21 protein-coding genes are annotated in these 26416 nt (G+C 71.8%); 14 read left to right on the top strand and 7 right to left on the bottom strand.

From position 1 onward, the window contains the following. The first annotated feature begins 231 nt into the window (after positions 1–231). From IEY82_RS02725 to nrfD, 5 genes are all read left to right on the top strand, one after another. Positions 232–2367: a polysaccharide lyase 8 family protein gene (locus IEY82_RS02725; protein WP_229697530.1), complete on the top strand. Its 2136-nt coding sequence runs from the start codon at positions 232–234 to the stop codon at positions 2365–2367. Between the two features lie 195 nt (positions 2368–2562). Continuing rightward, positions 2563–3372, top strand: coding sequence for a hypothetical protein (locus IEY82_RS02720; RefSeq protein ID WP_189122295.1), 810 nt, complete (start codon positions 2563–2565; stop codon positions 3370–3372). 80 nt (positions 3373–3452) lie between these two features. Then, positions 3453–6617, top strand: a complete 3165-nt coding sequence (gene fdh / locus IEY82_RS02715; protein ID WP_189122294.1) for a formate dehydrogenase — start codon at positions 3453–3455, stop codon at positions 6615–6617. Beyond that, a complete protein-coding gene (locus IEY82_RS02710; protein WP_189122293.1) occupies positions 6610–7491 on the top strand; it encodes a 4Fe-4S dicluster domain-containing protein in 882 nt (293 codons plus the stop codon). The genes fdh and IEY82_RS02710 overlap by 8 nt, the downstream gene beginning before the upstream one ends. After that, complete coding sequence (gene nrfD / locus IEY82_RS02705; protein ID WP_225262062.1) at positions 7488–8447, top strand: NrfD/PsrC family molybdoenzyme membrane anchor subunit; 960 nt, start codon at positions 7488–7490, stop codon at positions 8445–8447. Before IEY82_RS02710 ends, nrfD begins: the two co-directional genes overlap by 4 nt. A gap of 66 nt (positions 8448–8513) precedes the next feature. Here the strand turns inward: nrfD and selD are convergent, their stop codons facing one another. Then, positions 8514–9524 carry a selenide, water dikinase SelD gene (selD, locus tag IEY82_RS02700; protein ID WP_225262060.1) on the bottom strand — a complete coding sequence of 337 codons (1011 nt, stop codon included), beginning with the start codon at positions 9522–9524 and terminating at the stop codon, positions 8514–8516. Between the two features lie 320 nt (positions 9525–9844). On the opposite strand from selD, the gene selA reads away from it, so the two are divergent. From selA to fdhA, 4 genes are all read left to right on the top strand, one after another. Next, a complete protein-coding gene (selA, locus tag IEY82_RS02695) occupies positions 9845–11134 on the top strand; it encodes an L-seryl-tRNA(Sec) selenium transferase (RefSeq protein WP_189122292.1) in 1290 nt (429 codons plus the stop codon). Further along, positions 11134–12996, top strand: coding sequence for a SelB domain-containing protein (locus tag IEY82_RS02690; protein ID WP_189122291.1), 1863 nt, complete (start codon positions 11134–11136; stop codon positions 12994–12996). Before selA ends, IEY82_RS02690 begins: the two co-directional genes overlap by 1 nt. Positions 12997–13061: 65 nt before the next feature. Next, positions 13062–13955, top strand: coding sequence for an MIP/aquaporin family protein (locus IEY82_RS02685; RefSeq protein WP_189122290.1), 894 nt, complete (start codon positions 13062–13064; stop codon positions 13953–13955). 56 nt (positions 13956–14011) lie between these two features. Next, positions 14012–15235, top strand: a complete 1224-nt coding sequence (gene fdhA / locus IEY82_RS02680) for a formaldehyde dehydrogenase, glutathione-independent (RefSeq protein ID WP_189122289.1) — start codon at positions 14012–14014, stop codon at positions 15233–15235. A 67-nt stretch (positions 15236–15302) separates the two neighbouring features. Here fdhA and IEY82_RS02675 read toward each other — a convergent pair whose 3' ends face one another. Both IEY82_RS02675 and IEY82_RS39780 read right to left on the bottom strand, forming a co-directional pair. Next, complete coding sequence (locus tag IEY82_RS02675) at positions 15303–17741, bottom strand: PEP/pyruvate-binding domain-containing protein (RefSeq protein WP_189122288.1); 2439 nt, start codon at positions 17739–17741, stop codon at positions 15303–15305. Further along, complete coding sequence (locus IEY82_RS39780; protein ID WP_189122287.1) at positions 17738–18397, bottom strand: TetR/AcrR family transcriptional regulator; 660 nt, start codon at positions 18395–18397, stop codon at positions 17738–17740. Before IEY82_RS39780 ends, IEY82_RS02675 begins: the two co-directional genes overlap by 4 nt. A gap of 143 nt (positions 18398–18540) precedes the next feature. Between IEY82_RS39780 and IEY82_RS02665 the strand changes: the two genes are divergently transcribed. After that, positions 18541–18921: an ArsR/SmtB family transcription factor gene (locus tag IEY82_RS02665; protein ID WP_225262058.1), complete on the top strand. Its 381-nt coding sequence runs from the start codon at positions 18541–18543 to the stop codon at positions 18919–18921. A gap of 159 nt (positions 18922–19080) precedes the next feature. Next, positions 19081–20064, top strand: coding sequence for a cation diffusion facilitator family transporter (locus IEY82_RS02660; protein WP_189122286.1), 984 nt, complete (start codon positions 19081–19083; stop codon positions 20062–20064). Between the two features lie 25 nt (positions 20065–20089). Here IEY82_RS02660 and pstB read toward each other — a convergent pair whose 3' ends face one another. From pstB to IEY82_RS02640, 4 genes are read right to left on the bottom strand one after another with little or no spacing between them, the layout of a single operon-like run. Then, the gene (gene pstB / locus IEY82_RS02655) at positions 20090–20938 is read right to left on the bottom strand and encodes a phosphate ABC transporter ATP-binding protein PstB (RefSeq protein WP_189122285.1); all 849 of its coding nucleotides are present in this window, start codon (positions 20936–20938) and stop codon (positions 20090–20092) included. Positions 20939–20945: 7 nt separating this feature from the next. Next, positions 20946–21836 (bottom strand): phosphate ABC transporter permease PstA, encoded by an 891-nt coding sequence (gene pstA, locus IEY82_RS02650; RefSeq protein WP_189122284.1) that lies wholly within the window; start codon positions 21834–21836, stop codon positions 20946–20948. Continuing rightward, positions 21836–22735 carry a phosphate ABC transporter permease subunit PstC gene (gene pstC / locus IEY82_RS02645; protein ID WP_225262056.1) on the bottom strand — a complete coding sequence of 300 codons (900 nt, stop codon included), beginning with the start codon at positions 22733–22735 and terminating at the stop codon, positions 21836–21838. The genes pstA and pstC overlap by 1 nt, the downstream gene beginning before the upstream one ends. A 39-nt stretch (positions 22736–22774) precedes the next feature. Beyond that, the gene (locus tag IEY82_RS02640; RefSeq protein WP_225262054.1) at positions 22775–23773 is read right to left on the bottom strand and encodes a PstS family phosphate ABC transporter substrate-binding protein; all 999 of its coding nucleotides are present in this window, start codon (positions 23771–23773) and stop codon (positions 22775–22777) included. Between the two features lie 184 nt (positions 23774–23957). On the opposite strand from IEY82_RS02640, the gene IEY82_RS02635 reads away from it, so the two are divergent. From IEY82_RS02635 to IEY82_RS02625, 3 genes are all read left to right on the top strand, one after another. Beyond that, positions 23958–24944 (top strand): LacI family DNA-binding transcriptional regulator, encoded by a 987-nt coding sequence (locus IEY82_RS02635; RefSeq protein ID WP_229697528.1) that lies wholly within the window; start codon positions 23958–23960, stop codon positions 24942–24944. A 4-nt stretch (positions 24945–24948) separates the two neighbouring features. Beyond that, positions 24949–25788 (top strand): LLM class flavin-dependent oxidoreductase, encoded by an 840-nt coding sequence (locus IEY82_RS02630; protein ID WP_189122280.1) that lies wholly within the window; start codon positions 24949–24951, stop codon positions 25786–25788. A gap of 129 nt (positions 25789–25917) precedes the next feature. Then, complete coding sequence (locus IEY82_RS02625) at positions 25918–26349, top strand: YybH family protein (protein WP_189122279.1); 432 nt, start codon at positions 25918–25920, stop codon at positions 26347–26349. The last annotated feature ends 67 nt before the right edge of the window (positions 26350–26416 follow it).

The following is a 26416-nucleotide window of genomic DNA, read 5'->3' as shown; positions in this document are numbered from 1 at the left end:
TCCACCGGCATACGCACACAGATCACGCCACAAAGCTCGCCCGGCCATAATCGTTTCGTGACGGGGTACTCCAGGCGATTATTTCTCCAGCTCAGCGGTGCCGCAGCGGCTGGGGCGGCGGTCTCTGCGCAGGACCCGCGCTCCCGGGACCAGGACCTTCTGGACAAGAGCTTTCGGGGCCGGGAGGTCGGGGAGCAGGCGTTCGACCGGCTGCGTCAACGGTGGCGGGACGTGACGGCGGGGGCGGGGTTCGACGCGGCGGCGGAGCCGTACCGGACGCGGCTGGCCCGGCTGGGCTCGACGGCGGCGGCCTACCGCGACCTGATGGCGCCGGGCGGCGGGTCGCTCTGGCCCGACCTGCCCTTCCCCTCTTTCCACGACACCCCCGCCCGGCTGCGGACCATGGCGCGCGCGTTCGCCCTGCCGGGGACCGGCCTGACCGGCGACGCGGAGCTGGGCCAGGCCGTGGCGGCCGGGATCGACCACTACCGGTGGCGGGTCTACGCGGCGGGCGCGAAGGCGGCCGGCAACTGGTGGAACTGGGAGATCGGCGTCCCCAAGCGGCTGCTCGACGCGGCCGTGCTCATCGGGCCGCACCTGGCGGAACGGCAGGGCGCGGCGCTGGCGGAGGCGGTGGACCACTTCGTCCCCGAACGCCGCCTGAACGACTACCGCGGCAACAGCACCGGGGCCAACCGGGTGGACCTGTGCACGGTGCTGCTGCTGCGCGCCGTCCTCACCGTCGACCCCGGCAGGGCCGCGCGGGCCGCCGCGGGGCTCTCCCCGACCTTCCCGTACGTCTCGGAGGGCGACGGTCTCTACCGGGACGGCTCGTTCGTCCAGCACACGTTCGTCCCCTACCAGGGCACCTACGGGGCGGTGCTGCTGTCCGGGCTGGCGACGCTGTTCGCGGTGCTGCGCGGCTCGCCGTGGGAGATCACCGACCCGAACCGGCAGGTCGTGTACGACTCCGTCGAGAGGTCGTTCGCGCCGGTCGTCCACGACGGCGTGTGCATGGACCTCGTCAGCGGCCGGGCGATCGGCAGGCACCCGTACGGCGACCACCGGCGGGGACGCGCGATCGCCGCCGCGATCCTGCTCCTCGCCGAGACCGCGTCCGCCGCCGAGCGGTCCCGCTGGCGGGCCATGGTCAAGGGGTGGGCGGCGCGGAACACGCACCAGCCGATGCTCGGCGCGGCGGAGGCCACCGACCTGGGGTTCCACGCCCGGCTGGCCGCGGTCATGGACGACGGCCGGATCCCTCCGGCCGCCGAGCCCGCGGGGCACCGGCTGCTCGCGATGAGCGCCCGCGCGGTGCACCGCAGGCCGGGCTGGTGCGCGGGGCTCAGCATGGCCTCCGACCGGATCGGCCACTACGAGCACGGCAACGGCGAGAACCTGCGTGGCTGGCACACCGGCTCCGGGATGCTCTACTGGTGGACCGAGGGCCACGGCGACCAGTATTCCGACGGCTTCTGGTCCACGGTCGACCCCTACCGCCTGCCGGGCACGACGGTCTCCACCAGGCGCCTGCCCGACGGCGCCGGCGCGAGCTGGGGCGACACCTGCCCGCCGGGCCGCTGGGTGGGTGGCGCCACCGACGGCACGTACGCGACGGTCGGCCAGCACCTGAACGGCCTGGAGAGCACCGTGGAGGCGTTCAAGTCGTGGTTCTTCCTCGACGACGCCGTGGTCTGCCTGGGCGCGGGCATCAGCGGTGAGGACGGCGTGCCGGTCGAGACCATCGTGGACAACCGCCGGACCGACGCGTTCCTCGCCGTGGACGCGGCCGGGCACTGGGCGCACCTGGAGGGACACGGCGGCTACGTCCTGCCCGACGGCGACCGCCTGCGTGCCTCGCGCGAGCAGCGCGGCTCCGGGCCGGCCCGCCGCACCTACGTGACCCTCTGGTTCGACCACGGCGTCGACCCCGTCTCGGCGGGCTACGTCTACCTGCTGCTGCCGGGGGCGGACCAGGCCGAGACCAGGGCTCGGGCCGCCGACCCCGGGTGGGCGCGGGTGCTCGTCAACACCTCCCGGCGGCAGGGGGTGCACGTCCCGTCGCTCGGGATCACCGCGGTCAACTTCTGGAGCGAGGGCGCGGCCGGCGGGCTGAGCGCCGACGCGCCGTGCGCGGTGCTCGTCCGCGAACGCGGCGACGGCACGGCCACGCTGACCGTGTCGGACCCACGGCGGGACCTGAGCGAGCTGACCGTGACCTGGGACCGGCCGGTGGCGGAGGTGCTCCGCGGGCACCGGCTCCTGGCTCGCGCGACGACCGGTGCGAAGCTCACGCTCTCCTTCGGCCGGTTGTCGGATCGGGGCGGCGGCTCGGTGACGGTGACCGTACGGATCCCGCCTGGATGATCGCGATTATCCGACGCTCCAATTGACCATCTATGCTCTCGATCCATGTCATTTCAAGCACCTCCGCTGAGCAGTCCGAACGCGGACAATCACGAACCGGTGGCGCCCACAACGGCGCAACCCCAGAAAGACGAGGAACAGCCTCACGAAGAGGACAAAGCGGGTGTTCTTGACATTTTAGAGAAGCTCGGATCGGTGATCGTCCCGCTCGGCGTCACCCTGTACGCGCTGCTCTACATCGGCTACCAGGGGATCTACTCGTTCTTCGGCGTCACTCCTGAGCAGGCGGGCATCGACCAGGCCGTGCTGCTGGGGCGGCTGCTGGGCACGATCGTGCCCCTGCTGATCGTCGGCGCGCTCGTCGTCGGGTTCCTGGTCAGCCTGGGCTGGCTGCTGAACGCGATCACCCGCGGCTGGACGGGCCGAGTGACCCAGCGGGTCAGGCAGCGCCCGTGGATCATCGCGGTCATCGCCGCCATGTGGGCCGGTCTGTCCTACCTGGGGTACATGTACTTCCTGGCCGCGCTGGCCAGCAATCTCGACTCGAAGGAGCTGGAGCTCGAGGCCGCGGACCTGCTCGTCACCATCGGCCTCGGCGTGCTGGCCTACGTCGTGCCCTTCCGGCTGCTGCGCCGCAAACCGCTCGGCCGCGCGGGCCTGAAGGTGCTGGTCGGAGCGTTCACCGGAGTCGGCATCGGCTTCGCCCTCATCATCCAGATGTTCATGGGAGCGCTCCAAGTGGTGGAGAAGGGCGAATCGACCACGCTGCTGGACGCCGTGGGCTTCCAGACCCAGTGGGCCAGGCTCCAGGACAGCAGCGGCAAGCCGCTCTACGACAGCCGGTGGATGATGATCCTGGGTGAGCGTGAGGGCGGATACGCGATCTACGACTGCGACAAGGGACAGACGTTCCGCAAGTTCTCCGAGAGCACGATCCTGACCGAGCTGCAGATGTACTCGCCTGACCGCGAAGCGGATTTCACCTGCGGAAGTCTCGCGGAATAGGGCCACTGCCCGCGGGAACCGCGCCGGGGTGGTTACCCCCGCCAGACGGGGGCAGCAATCCTGTCGTGGCAGGTAGGGGCATGTTCTCCCGGTGGTCGCTGATCAGGCAGCTACGGGGCGAGGACGGCAGGAGAGACGCGGCGCGGTCGGCGCGCACCGACGCGCTGCGCCCGCGCACCGAGCGGGCCGACACGGTCGCCCGCTCCGTCTGCCCCTACTGCGCGGTCGGCTGCGGCCAGCTCGTCTACGTCAAGGACGGCCGGGTCAGCCAGATCGAGGGCGACCCCGACTCACCCATCTCGCGCGGCCGGCTGTGCCCCAAGGGCTCGGCCAGCAAGCAACTCGTCACCCATCCGGGTCGCCAGACCCACGTGCTGTACCGGCGGCCCCACGGCACCGAGTGGGAGCCGCTCGACCTCGACACCGCGATGGAGATGATCACGGATCGGGTGTTGCGGACCCGGCGCGAGACGTGGCAGCAGACCGACGAGGGCAAGGTCGTGCGTCGCACCATGGGCATCGCCGGCATGGGCGGGGCGACGCTCGACAACGAAGAGAACTACCTGATGAAGAAGCTCTACACCGCCCTCGGCGCGATCCAGGTGGAGAACCAGGCGCGCATTTGACACTCCTCCACCGTCCCCGGTCTGGGGACCAGCTTCGGGCGGGGTGGTGCCACCGGCTTCCAGCAGGACCTGGCGGAGGCCGACTGCATCGTCATCCAGGGCTCCAACATGGCCGAATGCCACCCGGTCGGCTTCCAGTGGGTGATGGAGGCCAAGGCGCGCGGGGCGAAGGTGTTTCACGTGGATCCACGCTTCACCCGCACCAGCGCGATGGCCGACGCCTACCTGCCGATCCGCGCGGGAAGCGACATCGTGCTGCTCGGCGCGCTGATCAATCACGTGCTGGGCAACGGGCTGGACTTCCGTGAGTACGTGCTGGCCTACACCAACGCCGCCACCCTCGTGTCCGAGGACTTTCAGGACACCGAGGAGCTCGACGGGCTGTTCTCCGGCTTCGACCCGGAGACGCGTACGTACGACCCCGCGAGCTGGTCGTACGACGAGGATGGCGGACCGGAGCCGGACGAGCGGCGGGAGGGCGGGCGGCGTCACGCGGAGGCCGCCGGAGCCGACCGCTACGGCTCGGGCGGAGCCGCCGCGCCCTCCAGGCCGCGGACCGACCCGACGCTGAGCGATCCGCGCTGCGTCTACCAGATCCTCAAGCGGCACTTCGCCCGCTACACCCCCGAGCTGGTGGAACGGATGTGCGGCATCCGGGAGGCCGACTTCGCCGAGCTGGCCGAGGCCATCACCGCCAACTCCGGCCGGGAGCGGACCACCGCCTGGGTGTATTCGGTGGGCTGGACCCAGCACACGGTCGGCGCGCAGTACATCCGCACCGCCTCGATCCTGCAACTGCTGCTCGGCAACATGGGCCGGCCCGGCGGCGGCATCATGGCGCTGCGCGGCCACGCCAGCATCCAGGGCTCGACCGACATCCCGACCCTGTTCAACATCCTGCCCGGCTACCTGTCCATGCCGCACGCCCACCGGCACGAGGGCCTGGACGACTACCTGGAGCACGAGGGCGGCGAGACCGGCTTCTGGGGCAACCGGCGCGCCTACCTGGTGAGCCTGCTCAAGGCGTGGTGGGGCGAGGCGGCCACCGAGGCGAACGACTTCTGCTTCGACTACCTGCCGCGCATGACCGGCGACCACGGCCACTACACGACCGTGATGAACCAGATCGACGGCACGGTGAAGGGCTACTTCGTGGTGGGGGAGAACCCTGCGGTCGGCTCCTCCGGCGGCCGGGCGCAGCGGTTCGGCCTGGCCAACCTCGACTGGCTGGTGGTGCGCGACCTGACGCTGGTGGAGACGGCGACGTTCTGGCGGGACGGCCCGGAGCTGGAGACCGGCGAGCTGCGCACCGAGGACATCGCCACCGAGGTGTTCTTCCTGCCGGCGGCGAGCCACGTCGAGAAGGAGGGCACGTTCACCAACACGCAGCGGCTGCTGCAGTGGCGCGAGAAGGCTCTCGACCCGCCCGGCGACTGCCGGAGCGACCTGTGGTTCTACTACCACCTCGGCAAGCGGATCAGGCAGCGGCTGACCGAGGACGAGATCGACCGGCCGCTGCGCGAGCTGACCTGGGACTACCCGGAGGAGGGCGAGCGCGCCGAGCCCCTGGCGACGGCCGTGCTCCGCGAGATCGGCGGCGTCGGCCCCGACGGGCGGGCGCTGTCGGCCTACACCCAGCTCAGGCCCGACGGCTCCACCCGGTGCGGCTGCTGGATCTACTGCGGGGTCTACGCCGACGAGGTCAACCAGGCCGCCCGCCGACGGCCGGGCCGCGAGCAGACCCCCGTGGCGCCCGAATGGGGCTGGGCCTGGCCGGCCAACCGGCGGATCCTCTACAACCGGGCCTCCGCCGACCCCGAGGGCCGCCCGTGGAGCGAGCGCAAGGCGTTCGTCTGGTGGGACGAGGACCGGCGTGAGTGGACCGGGCTCGACGTGCCCGACTTCGAGACGGGCAAGCCGCCCGACTACCTGCCGCCCGAGGGCGCCAAGGCACAGGACGCGCTGGCCGGGACCGACCCGTTCATCATGCAGTCGGACGGCAAGGGCTGGCTGTACGCGCCGCTGGGCCTGGCCGACGGGCCGATGCCGGCGCACTACGAGCCGCACGAGTCGCCGGTGCGCAACCCGCTCTACCGCCAGCAGGCCAACCCGGCGCGCCGGATCTACCGCCGTCCGGACAGCCCCTACAACCCGCCGGAGTCACCCCGGTTCCCGTACGTGCTGACCACGTACCGGCTCACCGAGCACCACACGGCGGGCGCCATGAGCCGGCCGCTGGCCTACCTCGCCGAGCTGCAGCCGGAGCTGTTCTGCGAGGTGTCGCCCCAGCTCGCGGCCGAGGTCGGGCTGGTCAACGGCGGCTGGGCGACGATCGTGACCAGCCGCTCGTTGATCGAGGCCAGGGTGCTGGTCACGGGCAGGGTCCGGCCGCTGCGCGTCCAGGACAGGGTGATCCACCAGGTGGGCCTGCCGTACCACTGGGGGTGGGGCAGTGGCGGTCTGGTGACCGGCGACGTCGCCAACGACCTGCTGCCGATCGTGCTCGACCCCAACGTCTACATCCAGGAGAGCAAGGCGATGACCTGTCACGTCCGGCCGGGGCGGCGGCCGAGGGGGCAGGCGCTGCTCGACCTGATGGAGGAGTACCGGTATGGCTGAGCGGATGGGCTTCTTCACCGACACCAGCGTGTGCATCGGGTGCAAGGCGTGCGAGGTGGCCTGCAAGGAGTGGAACGAGCTGCCCGACGACGGGTTCGTCTTCGAGGCGACCTCCTACGACAACACCGGGGCGCTCGGCGCGAGCACCTGGCGGCACGTGGCCTTCATCGAGCAGACGCGCGCGGTGCGGGTGGAGGGCCGCGAGGAGGACGTGGACCGCTGGCTGATGTCGTCGGACGTGTGCAAGCACTGCACGCACGCCGCCTGCGTGGACGTCTGCCCGACCGGCGCGCTGTTCCACACCGAGTTCGACACGGTGTTGGTGCAGGCGGACGTCTGCAACGGCTGCGGCTACTGCGTGCCGGCCTGCCCGTACGGCGTGATCCAGCGCAGGCAGGACGACGGGCGGGCCTGGAAGTGCACGATGTGCTATGACCGGCAGCTCGGCGGGCTGGAGCCGGCCTGCGCGAAGGCGTGCCCGACCGACTCGATCCAGTTCGGCCCGCTCGACGAGCTCCGCCAGCGGGCCGCCGACCGGCTGGCCGGTCTGCACGCCGACGGTCACACCGAGGCCCGGCTGTACGGCGAGAGCCCCGACGACGGAGTGGGCGGCACGGGCGCGTTCTTCCTGCTGCTGGACGAACCGGAGGTGTACGGCCTGCCGCCGGATCCCGTGGTCACCACCCGCGACCTGCCGTCGATGTGGCGCTGGGCCGGGGCGGCGGCGGTCTCCATGGCCGGCGTCGTGGCGGTCGCCTTCCTGGAGGGCAGGGTTTCGGGGAACAGGGTTCCGACGGGCAGGAGTCTGGTGGGCAGGGTTCTGGGACGTGGGGTTCTGGGCGGCAGGGGTCTGGGAGGTAGGAGGCGTTGGTGAGGCGGGAGCGGGCGATGGTGCCGGAGGCGGAGTTCCGGTCCTACTACGGGCGGCCGGTGATCAAGGCCCCGATCTGGCACGAACCCCACATGCCGACATATCTATACCTGGGTGGAATGTCGGGGGCGTCGTCCCTGCTGGCCGTCATGGCCAGGTACACCGGCCGCCCGAGGCTGGGCCGCACCGCCCGGATCGCGGCGGCGGCCGGCTCGGCCGCTGGCGCCGTCCTGCTCGCCGCCGAGCTGGGCAGGCCCGAACGGTTCCTCAACATGCTGCGCGTGTTCAAGGTCACCTCGCCGATGAGCGTGGGCTCCTGGATCCTGGCCGCGCAGGGTGGGCTCTCGGCGGTCGCCGCCACCTCCGAGCTGACCGGGATCCTCCCGGTGGCCGGCGACGCGGCCGTGCTGGCCACCGGACTGACCGGCCCGCTCACCGCCACCTACACGGCGGTGCTGGTCGCCGACACCGCCGTGCCCGCCTGGCACGAGGCCTACCGGGAGCTGCCGTTCCTGTTCGCCGGGAGCGCGCTGGCCAGCGCGGGAGCCGTCGGGCTGCTGGCCGCGCCCCACGCCGAGGCGGCGCCGGCCCGCCTGGTGGCCGTCGCCGGGGCTGCCCTGGAGACCGCCGCCGGCGTGGTGATGGAACGCCGGCTGGGGCTGCTCGGCGAGCCGTACCAGCTGGGGCGGGCAGGCCGCCTGATGCGCGCGGCACGGGTGCTCACGGTCGGCGGCGGGGCCCTGGCCGCGGTCAGTGGACGCGGCCGGACGCTCGCCGTGCTGTCCGGCCTGGCCCTCACCGCCGGCGCCCTGTGCACCCGGTTCGGGATCCTGGAGGCGGGCCGCGCCTCCGCCGCCGACCCGAAGTACACCGTCATCCCCCAGCGGCAACGCCTCGACGCCCGCGCCGAACCGAGCGCGGCTCCACCCGACGAGCGCGAGCCCGCGAACCTGGCGTGACCCCCGGCAACTCGTCGAGGACGATGCGGCGGCCTCGTTCATCCGTGGGGAGCGCTTCACAGGGGGTCAGCGCAGTCGCAGGGCCGCTCCGTCGAAGGGGATGAGCTCTCCGATGACGGGGGCCCCGGGGATCTCGGCGGCCACCAGCAGACCGCCGGAGGTCTGGGCGTCGGCCAGGAGCAGGACGTCCTCCTCGGCGGCGTCGCCGGCGTCGAGGTGCGGCCGCACCCAGGCCAGGTTGCGCCGGGTGCCGCCGCTGACGAAGCCGTCGCGCACCGCCTCGCGGGCCCCCTCCAGGTAGGGGACGGCGGCCACGTCGACCACCGCCGTCACACCGCTCGCGCGGGCCAGCTTGTAGAGATGGCCGAGCAGGCCGAACCCGGTCACGTCCGTGGCGCACCGCGCCCCGGCCGCCAGCGCGGCCCGGGAGGCGTCGCGGTTGAGCGTGGTCATCGAGGTCACCGCCTGCGCGAACACCTCGCCGGTCGCCTTGTGCCGGGAGTTGAGCACGCCGACGCCGAGCGGCTTGCTGAGGGAGAGCGGCAGCCCCGCCCGGCCGCCGTCGATGCGCAACAGCCGGTCGGGGTCGGCCAGACCGGTGACGGCCATGCCGTACTTGGGCTCCGGATCGTCGATGCTGTGACCGCCCGCGACGTGGCACGAGGCGGCCCGCGCCACGTCCAGTCCGCCGCGCAGCACCTCCTTGGCCAGTTCCAGCGGCAGCCGCGTCATCGGCCAGCCGAGCAGGTTGACCGCCACCAGCGGCTGCCCGCCCACCGCGTAGACGTCTGACAGGGCATTGGCCGCCGCGATGCGCCCCCAGTCGTACGGGTCGTCCACCACGGGCGTGAAGAAGTCGGCCGTGGCCACGATCGCCCGGCCGTCCTCCACACGTACCACGGCGGCGTCGTCACCGTCGTCGAGCCCGATGAGCAGATCACTCCCAGGGGAGGATCCACCGAGCAGGCCCGCCACGACGGCCTCCAACTCGCCGGGCGGGATCTTGCAGGCACACCCGCCTCCGTGGGCGAACTGCGTCATCCGGACCCGCTCGGCCCGGGGCGCGGTCTCCGTCACGCCTCCTTGGACCGAGTCCCGTCCGGCCTGCGGCGCCGTGTCCGTCACGCTTGCTCGGGCCGAGCGCCGTCCGGCTTGTGGCGCGGTCTCCGTCACGCCTGCTTGTGCCGAATCCTGTCCGGTGTGCGGCGTCATGTCGGTCCGCGCCGTGTCCAGTGTGCCCGTGTCATCGTGTCCGCCCATGTGCCTCACCGAATCGATCGTGGGAACGCCGCCGGTCGGCGTGCCACCCTCAGCCGTACCCGCCTGCGAGCGAATTGTCCCGCGATCTTCGGCAGGGCGAGTTCTGTTCCGGTACGCGGCCGTTCTATGTTCGAACAGTGGACCCTCGAAGGCATGTGCCGCGCACGGATGCCGTGCTCGCCGATCCACGCCTCGCCTCGGCGGCGGAGCGGCTCGGCAGGTCGGTCGTCAAGGACGCGGTCACCCGCGCCCAGCAGCGGGCCCGTGAGGGGGAGATCCGCCCCGAGGAGGTCGCCGACGAGGCGGTGGCGGCGCTCCCGCCGCACGCCGCGAGCCTGCGGACGGTGATCAACGCGACGGGCGTGCTGATCCACACCAACCTCGGCCGGGCGTCCCTCTCGCCCGCCGCGATCGCGGCGACGGCGGCCGCCGCCGGGCCCGCGGACGTGGAGTTCGATCTGGTGACCGGCGCTCGGGCGCGGCGCGGGCGCGGGGCGCTCGACGCGCTCGCCGCGGCCGTTCCCGACGCCGAGGGCGTGCACGTGGTCAACAACAACGCGGCGGCGCTCGTCCTGGCGGCGACCGTGCTCGCAGCCGGACGGGAGATCGTGATCAGCCGGGGCGAGCTGGTCGAGATCGGCGACGGGTTCCGCATCCCCGACCTGCTCGTCTCCACCGGGGCGCGGTTGCGCGAGGTCGGCACCACCAACCGCACCTCCTATGACGACTACGCGGCGGCCGTGGGCCCGGAGACCGGCTGCGTGCTCAAGGTGCACCCGTCGAACTTCCGGATCGACGGCTTCACCGGCTCCGTGGAGGTGCCGGAGCTCACCGGGCTCGGTGTGCCCGTCGTCGTCGACATCGGCTCCGGGCTGCTCACCCGCGAGCCGCTGCTGCCCGACGAGCCCGACGCGGCGACCGTGCTCAGGCAGGGGGCGCACCTGGTGACGGCCAGCGGCGACAAGCTCCTCGGCGGACCCCAGGCGGGGCTGCTGCTGGGCCGCGGCGACCTGGTCGAGCGGTGCCGGCGTCACCCGCTCGCCCGCGCGCTGCGGGTCGACAAGCTGACCCTCGCGGCACTGGAGGCCACGCTGCGCGGTCCCACTCCGCCGGTGCGGCAGGCACTGCACGCGGATCCGGCCGTGCTCGGCGACCGCGCCGCCGTGCTCGCCGGCAAGCTGGCCGCCGCCGGGGTCGACGCGCGGGCGGTGCCGAGCGAGGCCACGGTGGGCGGCGGCGGGGCGCCGGGCGTGACGCTGCCGAGCGCCGCCGTGAGCCTGCCCGAGCGGCTCGCGATGCCGCTCAGAACGGGCGAGCCGCCCGTCGTCGGCCGGGTCGAGGGCGGCCGGCTGCTGCTCGACCTGCGCGCGGTCCCCGCCGACCGCGACGACGACGTGATGCGCGCGATCCTCCAGGTGAGCCGCTGATGCACGTCGTCGCCACCGCCGGCCATGTCGACCACGGCAAGTCCACGCTGGTACGGGCGCTCACCGGCATGGAGCCCGACCGCCTGGAGGAGGAACGGCGGCGCGGGCTGACGATCGAGCTCGGCTACGCCTGGGCGACGCTGCCCTCGGGCCGGGTGCTCGCCTTCGTGGACGTTCCGGGCCATGAGCGCTTTCTCGGCACGATGCTGGCGGGGGTCGGCCCGGTGCCGGCCGTGATGTTCGTGGTGGCCGCCGACGAGGGCTGGATGCCGCAGTCAGAGGAGCATCTGGTGGCGCTGGAGGCCCTCGGCGTACGGCGTGGCCTGCTCGTGGTGACCCGCTGCGACCTGCGTGACCCTGCGGCGGCGATGGAGCAGGCGCGCGCTCGCCTGGCCGCCGCCGGTCTGGCCGGGGTGGAGGCGCTCGCGGTGAGCGGGCGCACCGGGCAGGGGGTCGCGGAGCTGAGCGACGCCCTGGACCGGCTGGTCGCCGCGCTGCCCCGCCCCGATCCGGCCGCTCCGGTACGCCTGTGGGTCGATCGGGCGTTCACGGTGCCGGGCAGCGGCACGGTGGTGACCGGCACCCTGCCCGAGGGCACGATCTCGGTGGGAGACCGGCTGGAGTTGGACGGTGAGACCGTCGGCGTCAGGTCGCTGGAGTCCCTGAAGGAGTCACTGACCTCGGTGGGCGGGGTGACCAGGGTGGCGGTCAACCTGCGCGGCCGGGGTCTGCCGGAGCGTGGCCAGGCGCTGGTCACTCCTGGCCGATGGACCTACACCGACCTGGTCGACGTCCGGATCCACCCGGCCGGGGGCGCGGCGGGCGACCTGCCGGTCAAGCTGACCGCGCACCTCGGGTCGGCCGCGGTGGTGTGCGAGTCACGGCCGCTCGGTCCGCGCGTCGTGCGGCTGCGGCTGGCCCGGCCGCTGCCGCTGCACCTCGGCGACGTGCTGCTGCTGCGCGACCCCGGCCGCGACCGGGGCGAGGTGCGGGTGCTGGCCGGCGCGAGCGTGCTCGACGTGCGCCCCCCGGCGCTGCGCCGCCGGGGTGCGGCGCGGGCCCGCGCGGCCCTGCTGGAGTCGGCCGCCCAGGACGCCGCCTCCGCCCTGCGCTCCCACCGGCTGCTGCGCACCAGCGATCTGCTCGCGATGGGCGCCATCCCCGGCGGAGGCTCGGGCCCCGTTTCCGGCGGAGGCTCGGGTGCCGTCCAGGGCGGAGGCTCGGGTGCCGTCCAGGGCGACGGCGTGGGGGCCGTGGCGGGGAGTGCGCCGGTGTGCGGCGACTGGCATGCCGATCCGGATTACTGGGCCGAGCTGGCGGACCGGCTGGCGGAGGTGGTGGGGCGGCACGCCGCGGAGCATCCACTGGAGCCTGGCATGCCGGTCGAGGCGGCCCGGCACGCGCTGGGCCTGCCCGACCGGCGGCTGGTCGTGGCCCTGGTCCGCGCGCCGTTCGCGGTCGTCGAGGGCCGGATCCTGAGCCGCCCGCCGGGACTGCCCACACCTGTGGCGCGGGCGGTCGAGCGGCTCGGCCTGGAGCTGGCCGCGAGTCCCTTCCAGGCGCCGGAGGCCGGGCGGCTGGCGGAGCTGGGGCTGGGCATCCGGGAGCTGGCGGCGGCCGTACGAGCCGGGCGGCTGCTGCGGGTGGGCGAGGGAGTCGTGCTGCTGCCCGGTGCCGACGCCCAGGCGGCGGAGTTGCTGCGGCACCTGCCCCAGCCGTTCACGGTCAGCCAGGCCAGACAGGCCCTCGGCACCAGCCGCCGGGTCGCGGTCCCGCTGCTCGAACACCTCGACCGCACCGGGCTCACTGAGCGGGTGGACGACGTCCACCGCCGCTGCCGGATGCCGTCGTCCGGTCTCTGAATGGCTCAAGGAAGGCCGGGTATGGTCGAAATTAAGGCATAAACCATCGTTGTCGGAGGGTTGCGATGGTTGGAGACCTGCCGCGGCGTCTCGTCGCGGAAGCCATCGGCACGATGTTGCTCGTGCTCTTCGGCGCCGGCTCGATCGTGGCGGCGCTGGTGCTCGGCGACGGCAAGCTGGACTACGCCGGACTCGGAGTGATCTCGCTGTCGTTCGCCGTGGTCGTCGCGATCGTCATCTACGCGTTCGGCAGCACGTCGGGCGCGCACATCAATCCCGCCGTCACCATCGCTCTCGCGGTGAGCCGCCGGTTCCCGTGGGCCGAGGCGCCGTTCTACATCGTCGCCCAGCTCTTCGGGGCGTTCGTCGGAGGGCTGCTCATCGTGGCCGGGTTCGGGCAGCGGGCGGTCGACCTGGCCGGGGTCGGGCTGACCAAGCTCGGCGTGGGCGTCAGCTACGGGCAGGGCATCCTGCTGGAGGCGCTCGGGACGTTCCTGCTGCTGCTCACGATCATGGCGCTGGCCGTCGACCGCCGGGCGCCGTCCGGCTGGGCCGGCCTGGTCATCGGCCTGGCCGTGGCCTGCGAGATCTTCCTGATCGGCCCGTTCACCAACGGCTCGGTCAATCCCGCCCGCACCTTCGGGCCGTACCTGACGAACAGCCTGTTCGGCGGCGACACGCCCTGGGCGCAGTTCGGCGTCTACATCGCGGGGCCGGTCATCGGCGCGATGCTCGGCGTGCTCGTCTACGACCTGGTCGCCCGCCCGGTGCGCGAGCTGCCCGAGACGGCCGAGCAGGGCACCGCCGGGGAGATCGTCGGCGAGCGAGAGCCACTCGACGGCAGCCCGGGAGGCACCGTGTGCGAGATCCCGGAGGCCCGCCTCCCGCACGAGGACCGCATCCGCGACCGCGAGGCCCACGGGGTCCGCCGTCGATGGCGTCCGGGCCACGGGAGGTGATGCCGTTTCGGTGAGACGACCGGTCAACCATCACGTCGTACGAGGGAAGGAACGTCATGCCTCGCAACAGAGCCGTCATCTACGAAGGCCCGGGCAAGGTCGAGGTGGAAGAGGTCAGCTATCCCGAGTTCGAGCTGAAGGACGGCCCAGGGGTCAACCCGGCCAATGTGGGGCGCAAGCTGCCGCACGCCGCGATCCTCAAGGCCGTCGCGACGAACATATGCGGCAGCGACCAGCACATGGTCCGCGGCCGCACCACGGCCCCGCATGGGCTCGCCCTGGGCCACGAGATCACCGGCGAGGTCGTCGAGACCGGCCCGGACGTGGAGTTCATCAAGGTCGGCGACCTCGTGTCCGTCCCGTTCAACATCTCCTGCGGCCGCTGCCGCAACTGCAAGGAGGGCAAGACCGGCATCTGCGAGAACGTCAACCCCGACCGGCCGGGTTCGGCGTACGGCTACGTCGACATGGGCGGCTGGGTCGGCGGGCAGGCCGACTACGTCCTGGTCCCGTACGCCGACTGGAACCTGCTCAAGTTCCCGGACAAGGACCGGGCCATGGAGAAGATCCTCGACCTGGCCATGCTGTCCGACATCTTCCCGACCGGCTACCACGGCTGCGTGAGCGCGGGTGTGGGGCCGGGCTCGACCGTCTACATCGCGGGCGCGGGCCCGGTGGGACTCGCCGCCGCGGCCTCCGCGAACCTGCTCGGGGCCGCCGTGGTCATCGTCGGCGACCTGAACAAGGAGCGGCTGGACCAGGCCCACAGCTTCGGCTGCGAGACCGTCAACGTGGCCGCGGGGGAGCCGAAGGACCAGATCGAGCAGATCCTCGGTGTGCCGGAGGTCGACTGCGCCGTCGACGCGGTGGGCTTCGAGGCCCGTGGGCACGGGCGCGAGTCGGAGGAGGAGCACCCGGCCACCGTGCTCAACACGCTCATGGGCGTCACCCGGGCGGGTGGCGCGCTGGGCATTCCCGGCCTGTACGTGACCGGGGACCCGGGAGCGCGTGAGGAGGCGGCCAGGCACGGGTCGCTGTCGATCCAGCTAGGTCTCGGCTGGGCCAAGTCGCTCAGCTTCGTCACCGGCCAGTGTCCCGTCATGAGGTACAACCGGCAGCTCATGACGGCGATCCTGTACGACCGGGTGCAGATCGCGAAGGCGGTCAACGCCACGCCGATCCCGCTCGACGACGCGCCGCGCGGCTATCACGAGTTCGACGAGGGAGCCGCCCGCAAGTACGTGCTCGACCCGCACGGCATGCTCGCCTCGGCGTCCTGACGACAGCGGTCCAGACGACGCCCGCGAGCGACGCGCCCGCGCCGCTCGCGGCGGGTGTCCGGACCGGTTACGGGCCGAGCGTGACGGTGCCGGCGGCGCCGTCGATGGTCACCCGGTCACCGGTGTGGATCTCCCGCGTGGCGTCGCGCACGCAGATGACGGCGGGTATGCCGTACTCGCGGGCCACCGTGGGCCCGTGGGCCATCGGCGAGCCGGTCTCGGTCACCAGCCCGGCGGCCGTCAGGAACAGGGGAGTCCAACCGGGGTCGGTGGTGGGCGCCACCAGGATCTCGCCGGGCTCCACGTGCGCCCCGGCGGGGTCGAGGATCACCCGTGCCGGGCCGCTGGCGGTGCCCGGCGCCGCCGCCAGGCCGACGAGCGTGCCCTCGGCGGGCGGCGTGTCCGGCGCGAGGGCCTCCAGGTCGGTGCCGTCGGAGAGCAGCAGCCCCGGGACGCTGCGACGGCGTGACTCCCGCTCGTACACGGCCCGGCGGGAGGCGACCAGCTCGCGGTGGTCCGTGCCCTCGGCCGCCGCGCCCGCCTCCCGGAGGTCCAGGAACATGATGTCGTCGGCCCGGTCGAGCAGGCCGCGCCCGGCCAGCTCGGCTCCGGCCAGCAGGAGCTGGCGGCGCATCTCGGCCAGTGGATACAGCCAGGCGAACTTGCCGAGCTCCCGCAGGCCGCTCAGCGCGCGGGCCCGGAGCAGGAAGAACCTGGCCAGCCGGGCCCGGACCGGCCGCCGCCGGGCCCGCCGTACCAGCTCGTCGATCTTCTGCTTGGCCTCGCGGGCCGCTCGGGCGAAGCGCCGGTCCGGCGCCTGGCCGGGGTCGGTGAGGCGGAGGTAGTTGGCGATCGCGGAGAAGAGCGGCGCCGGGTCCTCGGCCCACCGGGGCACGCCGACGTCGGCCTCGGCGGCGCCTCGCATGCCGTACTCGGCGAGGAACGCCTCCAGGCCGATCCCCGGCAGCTCACCCTCCCGGTAGCGTCGCGCGAGCTCGGTCGCGGGCGTGTCGAGCAGCAGGTCGCGATGCTCGCCGACGCTCGCCGCGAGCCGCCACAGGGTCAGGTCCATCTCGGTGGTGACGTTGTACGGCATGCCGCGCAGCACGGTCTCGATCTCGCCCTCGGCGGTGACGCCCTTGAGCAGCCGGGCGGCCAGCCGGACGGAGAGCAGTCCCGCGTACAGGGCCGACATCGACCGCATCATGCCCCCGGTCACGAAGGAACGCTGGAGGCCGGTGGCGAAGCGCACCCGCTCGGCCGCCGTGGCCCCGTGCGCGAAGCCGGAGGGCGGCGCGGCCAGCCGCCGGGCCTCCTCCGCCACCCGGAAGGCCCTCTCGCGGGCCGGAGCCGGGCGGACCAGGGCCCGTACGATCCCGGCCGTGATCAGCGGGGCGAACCGCAGCGTCATCCTGATCACCGTGCTCAGCCGGTACGGCCGGCCGGGCAGCGGCGCGAACCGGGGATCCCCTGACAACCGCTCCATCGCCACGGCGGCCCGGGGCCCGTAGATCCGCAGCACCTCGGGCAGTCGCTCGCGGCTCGCCCGGTGCCGGACGAGATCCGTCAGGTCGACGTAGAGGCGCCCGCCCACGGAGACGACCGACCTGGGTCCGTCGATCGGGTCGACCCTGACCCCGCAGACGGCGGCCAGGCCGGCGATGACCCCCTTGAACGCCGACATCCCCATGGGGGTGAACGGTCGCAGCATCCCCTCCATGTGGCTGAACTCGAAGTAGACGCGGGGCCCGGGCCGGTCGCTCTCCGGCGGGAGGGGGAAGAGCGTGGTGATGGGCCGGGACTGCAGCAGCCAGAGGGCTCCGTCGCGGTCGAAGGCCCACTCGACGTCCTGAGGCGCTCCGAAGTGCTCCTGAAGCCGCTGCCCGGCGTCGTACAGCGCGGTCAGGTGTCGCGGGCCGAGGCAGCCGTGCGCGCCGGTCGGCTCGCAGCCGTCCAGCAGGTAGTGGTCGGTGTCGGCCGACCCGTCGACCACGGCGGTGCCGAGACCGGGGGCGGCGTCGACGACCATCTGGGTGCGGGTGCCGGTGATCGGGTTGGCGGTGAAGAGCACTCCGGCGACCTCGGGGTCGACCATGCGCTGCACCACGACCGCCATGGAGACCGAGTCCTCGTCGATCCCGTTGGCCTTGCGGTAGGCGATCGCGCGTTCGGACCGCAGCGAGGCCCAGCAGGCGCGGACGGCGTCGACCAGGTCGGCGGCTCCGCTCACCCCGAGGAAGGTGTCCTGCTGTCCGGCGAAGCTGGCGTCCGGCAGGTCCTCCGCGGTGGCGCTGGACCGGACGGCCACCGGGCCGCCGCCCAGCCTGGCGTAGGCCGCGACGAGCTCGTCCTCGGGGATGACGCCCGTCGCGTGCGCCTCAGTGGTCAGGCAGAAGCCCGCGGGCACCGCCTCACCTGCCCCGATCAGCTCGCCGAGCGCGGCGGCCTTGCCGCCCACCAGCTCGACCATGCTCGCGTTCACCCGGGCGAGCTCGATCACGTTCATGGGGGTCCTCCTTGGGGCGGAGCGGGGCTCCGCGAGGTGGGGTCAAGGGCCTGCTCCATGGCGGCCCGGTATTCGGCGGCCTCGCGCGGGGTGATCATGGGGTGGGAGTGGATGTCGAGCAGGGCACGGTAGAACAGCCGCTCGCCCTCCGGGGAGAAGACGTCGGCGCCGAGGCCGCGTGACACGTGCTGGTGCAGGATGCCGACGGCCAGCCCCATCGCGGTGCCCACCGTCGCCCTGGCCTTCCGGTCGACGTCGGGAGGGTCGGGCCGGTGACGGTCGAGGTCGGCGAGCCACTCCTCGCTCATCTCGACCATCTCGTCGAACAACTGGGCGGCGCCGCCCTCGGTGAGGGAGCGCGCGAGATAGCGCTGGTAGGGCCCCATCACCCGGATGGGGCTCAGGTTTCCGGGGGTGGGCCCGGCGTGGGCCTCGGCGTTGAGCCGACGGACGATCTTCACCAGGTGGTCGTCGCACGCCTCGCGGAGCGCCTGCTTGGAGCCGAAGTGGTGGCGTACCAGCCCCGGTGACACGCCGGCCGTCTCGGCGATGGCGCGGATGGTGGCCCGCTCGAAGCCCAGCTCGCCGAAGTGCCGCAAGGCCGCGTCCCTGATGCGGGCGCGAGCGGTGAGGTCTTCGGGGTCAGGTCGGGTCATCTTCATCCTATTCACTGGTATTGCTTACTAGTCGTACACATAGCACGCTATACACGCGTATAGCGGTAAGTCCAGCCCTGGCTTGACGGTTACCGCCACGCCGTACCTATGGTCTTCATGTGAAGGCTTCTTCAACTAACGAGGTGTCCGACATCGAAAGCTGCAGCGCCCGGGTGGTGGACGCGGAGCGCGTGGCCCTGGTGTCCTCGCGGATGCCCGCCGACGGTGACCTGGCCGACACGGCCGACGTCTTCGGCCTGCTCTCCGATCCGGGCAGGCTCCGCCTCCTCCTCGCGCTGCTCGAAGGAGAGCTCTGCGTCTGCGACCTGGCCGTGGTCAGCGGGTTGAGCGAGTCCGCCACCTCGCACGCGCTGCGTCTGCTCCGGGCGCACCGCGTGGTCTCGGTACGGCGGGCCGGCCGGATGGCCTACTACCGGCTCGACGACGCGCACGTGCGGATGCTGCTCGACCTGGCCGTCGCCCACACCGAGCACACCCAGGCGGTGCATCCCGAGCGCGACTGAGCGCCCGGTGGACGGCGCATTGACAGAACCGGATTCGATCGTGCACCCTCACATATGAGCAATCATTCATGCGTTTGAGTGATGTCGTGCCCGCAGGGCAGAAGAGCAGAGAGCCTGGCCTGCGGTGACGCGCGGCTGCCCATAGGAGAGGACGCGACCATGACCGGTCATGGCCACAACGAGCACAACGGTCACGGGCACGGGCATGGTCACGCCGTCACCATCGACGCGGACCGCCGCTACCTCGGCGGCGCCCTGGCGCTGATCGTCGGGTTCATGGCGATCGAGGTCGTCGTCGGCCTGGCGGCCCAGTCGCTGGCCCTGATCTCCGACGCCGGCCACATGCTGACCGACGCGGTGGCGATCATCCTGGCCCTGGTCGCGATGCGGATCGCGGCCAGGCCCCCGCGCGGCGGCTTCACCTACGGGCTGAAACGGGCCGAGATCATCTCGGCCCAGGTCAACGGCATCACGTTGCTGCTGCTGAGCGCCTACTTCATCTACGAGGGCGTGCGCCGGGTGATCGAGCCGCCGCACGTGGAAGGTCTCTACGTGGTGGTGACCGGCCTGGCCGGCATCGTCGTCAACCTGGCCGCCACCTGGCTGCTGTCGCGGGCCAACCGGTCCAGCCTGAACGTCGAGGGCGCCTACCAGCACATCCTCAACGACCTGTTCGCGTTCACGGCCACCACGGTGGCGGGCACGGTCGTGTGGCTGACCGGCTGGGCCCAGGCCGACGCCCTCGCCGCCCTGGTCGTGGCGGCGCTGATGCTGAAGGCCGGCTGGGGGCTGGTGCGAGACTCGGGCCGGGTGTTCATGGAGGCCGCCCCGGTCGGCATGAACCCCGCCGAGATCGGGCAGCGGGCCGCCGCGCTGGAGCACGTGGTCGAGGTGCACGACCTGCACGTCTGGGAGGTGACCTCCGGCTACGCCGCCCTGTCCGCGCACATCCTGGTCACGCCGGGCGTCGACTGCCATGCCGTACGGCTGGCCGCCGAGCGGCTGCTGCACGACACGTACGGGATCGAGCACACCACGCTGCAGGTGGACCACGCCCCGGAACGGCCACTGCCGCCCGGCGAGGCGGACGTCCACTGCGCCGACCCGCACGGTCCCGCGCACCGGGGCAGCTCGGCGGTGTGAGCCCGGTTCTCCTCCGCAGAGTGGGTCACCCGAAGCGCCCGGTGATGTAGTCCTCGGTGCGCTTGTCGGTGGGATTGGTGAAGATGCGGCTGGTCTCGTCGAACTCCACCAGGCGCCCGTGCCGCTCGCCGCGCTCGTCGACGTCGGCGGTGAAGAACGCGGTGCGGTTGGAGACGCGGGCCGCCTGCTGCATGTTGTGCGTGACGATCACGATCGTGTAGTCGCGCGACAGCTCCTGCATCAGGTCCTCGATCTTGGTGGTGGCGATCGGGTCGAGGGCCGAGCACGGCTCGTCCATCAGGATCACCTCGGGCTTGACCGCGATGGCCCGCGCGATGCAGAGGCGCTGCTGCTGGCCGCCCGACAGCGACAGGGCGTTCTGCTTGAGCTTGTCCTTGACCTCGTCCCACAGGGCGGCCTGGGTGAGCGCCTCCTCGACCAGGTCGTCCATCTTGCCCTTCATGCCGTTGACCCGCGGGCCGTAGGCGATGTTGTCGTAGATGGACTTGGGGAAGGGGTTCGGCTTCTGGAAGACCATGCCGATGCGCCGCCGTACCTCGATCGGGTCGACGTGCGCGCCGTAGAGGTCCTCGCCGTGGTACATGATCTTGCCGGCCGCGCGGGCGCCGGGGATGAGGTCGTTCATCCGGTTGAAGCAGCGCAGCACCGTGCTCTTGCCGCAGCCGGACGGGCCGATCATCGCGGTGATCTCGCGGTTGCCGATGGTCAGGTCGACCTCGCGCACGGCCTCGTACTCGCCGTAGAAGACGCTCAGGCCGGCGACGGTGAAGACGGGGTCGAGGGCTTCGGCGGTGTGGGGGGCCACCGGGCCGCGGACCGTGACGTTCGGCATGGAGGTTCCTATCTCAGTCATCTTTCCCTCACCAGCGCTTCTGGTAGCGGTTACGGAGCCAGATGGCGGCGGAGTTCATCAGCAGCAGGATCACCAGCAGGATCACGATCGCCGCCGAGGCCAGGATGTGGAACCCCTCACGCGACTGGGAGATCCAGTTGAAGATCTGGATCGGCAGCACGGTGTAGCTGGCGAAGACCCCGTCCGGGTTGAACCTGATGAACGACACGGCGCCCAGCATGAGCAGCGGGGCGGCCTCGCCGATCGCCCGCGACAGGGCCAGGATCGAGCCGGTCGCGATGCCCGGGATCGAGGCGGGCAGCACCTGCCGGGAGATCGTCTGCCACTGCGTCGCGCCCAGGGCCAGCGAGCCCTCGCGGATGGACGGCGGGACCGCGCGGATCGCCTCACGCGAGGCGATGATCACGATGGGCAGCACCAGCAGCCCGAGGGTGATCGACGCGGTGATCACGCTGAATCCGAGCCCGAACGTCCGGGCGATGATGCCGAGGCCCAGGATGCCGTAGACGATCGACGGGATCGCCGCCAGGTTCTGGATGTTGAGCTCGATGACCCGGTTCCACCAGCGGTCCCTGTCCGCGTACTCCTCCAGGTAGATCGCCGCGGCGATGCCGGTGGGCAGGGTGAGGAGCGCGGTGATCGAGATGACCCACAGGGTGCCGGTGATGGCCGACTGGGCTCCGGCGATGTCCGGGTTGCGGACCGACGGCATGTTCTCCCACAGGCGGGAGTCGAGCCGCGGCCAGCCCTCGATGAGGACGTAGGAGAGCAGGGCGAGCAGGAAGACGAACGCGATCGCCAGGCTGGCGATCAGGGCGATGCGGAACAGGTGCTCCCTGAGCGGCTGCCCCTTGCTCGCCAGCTGGACGGCTGAGCGCGGCGTCGAGAGAACGGCCATTACTCGTACACCTCACGGTACTTCCGCACCAGACGGGCGCTGACGTAGTTCATCGCGAACGTCATCACGAAGAGCAGTGAGCCGACCGCGAAGATGGTGTTGTAGTCGACGGTGCCGATGGGCACGTCGCCCGAGCCCGCCTGGGCGATGAACGCGGCCATGGTCTGCATCGCCTTGCCGAGGTCGAGGGTGAAGTTGGGCTGGCCGCCGCCGGCGATGTAGACGATCATCGTCTCGCCCGCGCCCCGCGAGATCGCCAGGATGACGGCCGCGACGATGCCGGAGAAGGCCGCCGGGAGCACCACGCGGAGTGAGGTGATCATCCTGGAGGCGCCCAGCGCGTACGAGCCCTCCCGCAGCCCGCTCGGCACCGCCGTCATCGCGTCCTCGGAGAGCGAGGCGACGATCGGGATGATCATGAAGCCGACGACCAGGCCGGCGCACAGCGCGTTGAAGATCTCGATCTCGAACGGCAGGATGCCGCGCAGCAGCGGCGTGACGAAGCTCAGCGCGAAGAAGCCGAAGACCACGGTCGGGATGCCCGCCAGCACTTCGAGGACCGGCTTGCAGATCTTCCTGACCCGCGGCCTGGCGTACTCCGACAGGTAGACGGCGGCGCCCAGGCCGAGCGGCACGGCCACCACGATCGCGATGCCGGTCGTGATGAGGGTCGCGCTGACCAGCGGCAGCACGCCGTAGTGCGGAGGCTCGAACAGCGGCCCCCACTGGGTGGAGGTGAAGAACTCCACCGCGCTGATCTGGCCGAAGAACCTGATCGTGGGTTCGAGCAGCGACACCACGATGCCGATGGTCGTGGCGACGGAGACCAGGGCGGCGACCAGCAGGATCGCCTTGATGACCTGCTCGCCGTGACGCGGGCGCGACCGCGCCAGGGACATGGGTGTCCCTGGCGCGGTCGCCGACTGGCGGGGAGCCATTCAGCCCGCCTGCGTCTTGAGCGCGGCGAAGTCGGTCTTGAGCTTGGCCTCCTGCTCGGCGTTCAGCGGGACGAACTGGGCGTCCGTCGCGATTTTGTTGATGTTGGCGACGAAGAAGTCGAGGAAGGCGGCGACCTCGGGTCGCTTCGCCGCCGTGGCCGACGGGTAGACGAACAGCGCCCGGGACAGCGGGGCGTAGGTGCCGTTCTGCGCGGTCTCGACGCTCGGGGCGACGCAGCCCTCGCCGGAGTCGATCTCCACGGCCTTCAGCTTGTCGGCGTTCTCCTCGAAGTAGGTGAAGCCGAAGTAGCCCAGGCCGCCCTTGGAGCCCGTCACACCCTGGACGGTGATGTTGTCGTCCTCGCTGGGGCTGTAGTCCTTGCGGCTCGCGCCCTCCTCACCGTTGATCTCGTCGGTGAAGTAGTCGAAGGTGCCCGAGTCGGTGCCCGGACCGAACAGCTTCAGCGGCTCGTCGGGGAACTTGGCGTCGACCTGCTTCCAGGTGGTCACCTTGCCCTCGGCCGCCGGCTCCCACATCTTCCTGAGCTGGTCGGTGGTGAGACAGGTCGCCCAGGTGTTCTCCTTGTTCACCACCACGGTGAGCGCGTCGGTCGCGACGGACAGCTGGCTGTGCTTGATGCCCTTGGCGTCGCACGCGGCCTTCTCCTCGTCCTTGATCGGACGGGAGGCGTCGGCGACGTCGGTCTCGCCGTTGCAGAACTTCTCGAAACCGCCGCCGGTGCCGGAGGTGCCCACCGTGACGTTGATCTTGGGCTGCTCCTCGGCGAAGAACTCCGCGGCGGCGCTGGTCAGGGGCGCGACGGTGCTGGAGCCGTCGATCTTGACCTGCCCGGTCAGCTCGGCGCCCGCGGCCTGGGTGGCGGCAGTGGTGCCCTCCCCGGCGGGCGGCGTGGTGTTGGTGCCGCCGCATGCGGCGGAAAGGGCCACAACGACGGCGGCCGTCGCCACCGCGCTGAGGCGGCGCTGTCCACTGGTCACGGTATGCGTTCCTTCTCCGTAGTGAGCTCTGGTTGCGGTGCAACTAGATACAAACGGGAGAAAGTGAACAGACAGCGAACAGGTCATGACCGCATCTGGAAGGGGTGTGCCGAGGCGCGTGAATCTCCGCTCCACGCGCCCGGAGATTCAGGAGCGAAAGGGGCGTAGGCGAGTGCCGAAGAAGGTGACCAGTTTCGACGTCGCCCAGTTGGCCGGCGTCTCCCAGCCGACCGTGTCCCGGGCCCTGCGCGACGTCCCCGGCATCTCGCCCGAGACCCGCGAACGGGTCATGCGCGCCGCCCGCGAGCTGGCGTACATCCCGAGCGAGGCCGGCCGCACGCTGTCGATGCGCACCACCAGGCGCATCGCGGTGGTCACCGAGGAGCTGACCAATCCCTACTACCCGGAGCTGGTCGAGCCGCTGCGCCGCCACCTGGCCCGGCACGACTTCCGCACCGTGGTCGTGACCGACAACGTCGAGGGCCCCATCGGGCTGGAGGCGCTGGCCGACGGCTCCTACGACGGCGTCATCCTCACCACGACGCGACGCCGTTCCACGCTGCCCCGCGACCTCGCCGAACGCGGCATCCCGCACGTCCTGGCCAACCGGCTGCTCGACCGGGCCGAGTCCGACAGCTGCGGGTTCGACAACCAGGGCGGCGCGACGGCCATCGGCGACCTGCTGGTCGAGCTGGGGCACGAGCGCGTCGGCGCCGTCCAGGGCCCCGCGGCCACGTCCACCGGTCAGGAACGCGCCGACGGTCTCGACCGCGCGCTGCGCCGCCACGGCGTGCACCCGCGCCACGAGCTCACCAGGCGGGTCGACTTCACCCACGACGCGGGGCGAGCCGCGGCCCTTGACCTGCTCTCCCGCGCCGACCGTCCCACGGCGATCGTCTGCGGCAACGACGTGGTCGCGTTCGGCGTGCTGTCGGCGGCGCGCGAGCTGGGCCTCACCGTCCCGGCGGACCTGACCGTGATCGGCTTCGACGACATCCCGATGGCCGCGTGGCCGCTGATCGGCCTGACGACGGTGCACTGCGACCTCGACCTGCTCGCCCGGATGGCGGTCGACCTGCTGCTCCGCCACGACCGCTCGCCGGACGAGCGGCCGGTCGAGCGCCGCGTCCCCACCCGGCTGGTGCTCCGGTCCACGCACGGCCCGCCGTGACGCCGTGGCGACCTGGACCCGCACCCCGGTCGCCACGGCCGTGGCCGTGTCGGCCCTGCAGGGGCTGTCCGGCGGGCGCGCGGCGGTGGCGTTCGGGGCGATGCCCAAGGCCTGGAGCGAGGACTGGCACGGCGTCGACCACAGCAGGCCGGTCGCCCGCATGCGCGACTTCATCGGCGCGGTCCGCCAGGCCTACGAGGCTCCGGACGGCGTGCCGCGCGATCACGACGGGCCGTTCTACCGGTTCGCCGGCTACCGCCGCCTGGCGCCGCCGACCGGCCATCCGCTGCGAGTGTGGATCGCCGCCACCGGCGCCAAGATGACCGAGCTGGGCGGCGAGGCGGCCGACGGTCTGCTGATGAACGTCATGTGCTCCCCGGAATGGGTCCGTGAGACGTCGCTTCCCGCCATCGCCCGGGGCGCCGCCTCGACGCGGCGCGACTCGCCGGTCGGCCGGGCCGCCATGGTCTACACCACGATCGGCGACGACGAGCGGGAGGCGATCGACCGGGCGCGGCCGGGCATCGCCTTCTACTTCCGGACCCCGTACTTCCACGACGTCCTGCGGTGGCACGGGTTCGAACGCGAGCTCGCCGCGGGCCTCGACGCGATGGCGCGCGGCGACGAGGACGCCCTGGTGGCGTCGGTCAGCGACGAGATGGTCACCACCTTCAGCCTGGCCGGTTCGCGGCGATCCGTGCTGGACCGGCTGCGCGTGCACGCCGAGATCTACGACTGGATCGAGCTCGCGCCACCGGTCGGCCTCGACGGGCCGACGACGGTCGGGCTGCTGGAGCAGATCGTCGCCGCCATCCCCGACATGAACGACGTGTTCCGCCACTGAAGGTTCCTCCACCGAAGCCCCTCCACCGAAGCCCCTCCACCGAAAGCTCCTCCACCGAAAGCTCCTCCACCTGAAGGTTCCTCCACCGAAGCTCCTCCACCTGAAGCTCCTCCACCGAAAGGCCCTGTCATGACCGAGACCACCCCCGCCGAGCGCCAGGAACTCGACCGGCTCCGGCAGCTGATCACCACCCTGTTCGAGAACTTCGGCAACGGCGACATCGACGCCATGGAGACGTTGCTGGCCGACGACTGCACGCTGTGGGACCTGTTCGTCCCCGACCTGGTGGTGGGCCGGCAGCAGCGGCTCGACTTCCACGAGACCGACCGGGCCCAGTCGAAGGCTCGGGGCGAGTTCGCGTGGAACATCAACTTCGTCCGCGAGGAGATGTGGGGCGACGTCGCCCTCCTCTGCTACTACTTCGACTTCACCTACGGCGAGCCGAACGCCATGTCGGCGTCCGTGCGCATCACCGACCTGCTCCGCCGGCGCGACGGCGAATGGAAGATCGTCCACCACCACGAGGGCCGCACTCCGGAACCTCCGTCCTTCCCGCACTGACTCCCACCAGACCGGTCACCGCCGGACAAGTGGTCTATCCCAGGACGCGGGCGGGGCGTAAGATCAA

It is taken from the genome of Nonomuraea cavernae (genome assembly GCF_014646355.1).
In the GTDB taxonomy this organism is placed as follows: domain Bacteria; phylum Actinomycetota; class Actinomycetes; order Streptosporangiales; family Streptosporangiaceae; genus Nonomuraea; species Nonomuraea cavernae.
Note: the sequence above shows the minus strand (reverse complement) of the source record. Positions and strands in the feature narration are given on the sequence as shown.

What these genes read in the sequence shown, in the direction of transcription:
- pstA (WP_189122284.1), bottom strand. Translation starts at nt 21,836, where the DNA reads ATGGCCGTTCTCTCGACGCCGCGCTCAGCCGTCCAGCTGGCGAGCAAG.
- IEY82_RS02690 (WP_189122291.1), top strand. Translation starts at nt 11,134, where the DNA reads ATGCACGTCGTCGCCACCGCCGGCCATGTCGACCACGGCAAGTCCACG.
- IEY82_RS02660 (WP_189122286.1), top strand. Translation starts at nt 19,081, where the DNA reads ATGACCGGTCATGGCCACAACGAGCACAACGGTCACGGGCACGGGCAT.
- pstC (WP_225262056.1), bottom strand. Translation starts at nt 22,735, where the DNA reads ATGTCCCTGGCGCGGTCGCGCCCGCGTCACGGCGAGCAGGTCATCAAG.
- IEY82_RS02675 (WP_189122288.1), bottom strand. Translation starts at nt 17,741, where the DNA reads ATGAACGTGATCGAGCTCGCCCGGGTGAACGCGAGCATGGTCGAGCTG.
- pstB (WP_189122285.1), bottom strand. Translation starts at nt 20,938, where the DNA reads ATGACTGAGATAGGAACCTCCATGCCGAACGTCACGGTCCGCGGCCCG.
- IEY82_RS02625 (WP_189122279.1), top strand. Translation starts at nt 25,918, where the DNA reads ATGACCGAGACCACCCCCGCCGAGCGCCAGGAACTCGACCGGCTCCGG.
- IEY82_RS02685 (WP_189122290.1), top strand. Translation starts at nt 13,062, where the DNA reads ATGGTTGGAGACCTGCCGCGGCGTCTCGTCGCGGAAGCCATCGGCACG.
- IEY82_RS02710 (WP_189122293.1), top strand. Translation starts at nt 6,610, where the DNA reads ATGGCTGAGCGGATGGGCTTCTTCACCGACACCAGCGTGTGCATCGGG.
- IEY82_RS39780 (WP_189122287.1), bottom strand. Translation starts at nt 18,397, where the DNA reads ATGACCCGACCTGACCCCGAAGACCTCACCGCTCGCGCCCGCATCAGG.
- fdhA (WP_189122289.1), top strand. Translation starts at nt 14,012, where the DNA reads ATGCCTCGCAACAGAGCCGTCATCTACGAAGGCCCGGGCAAGGTCGAG.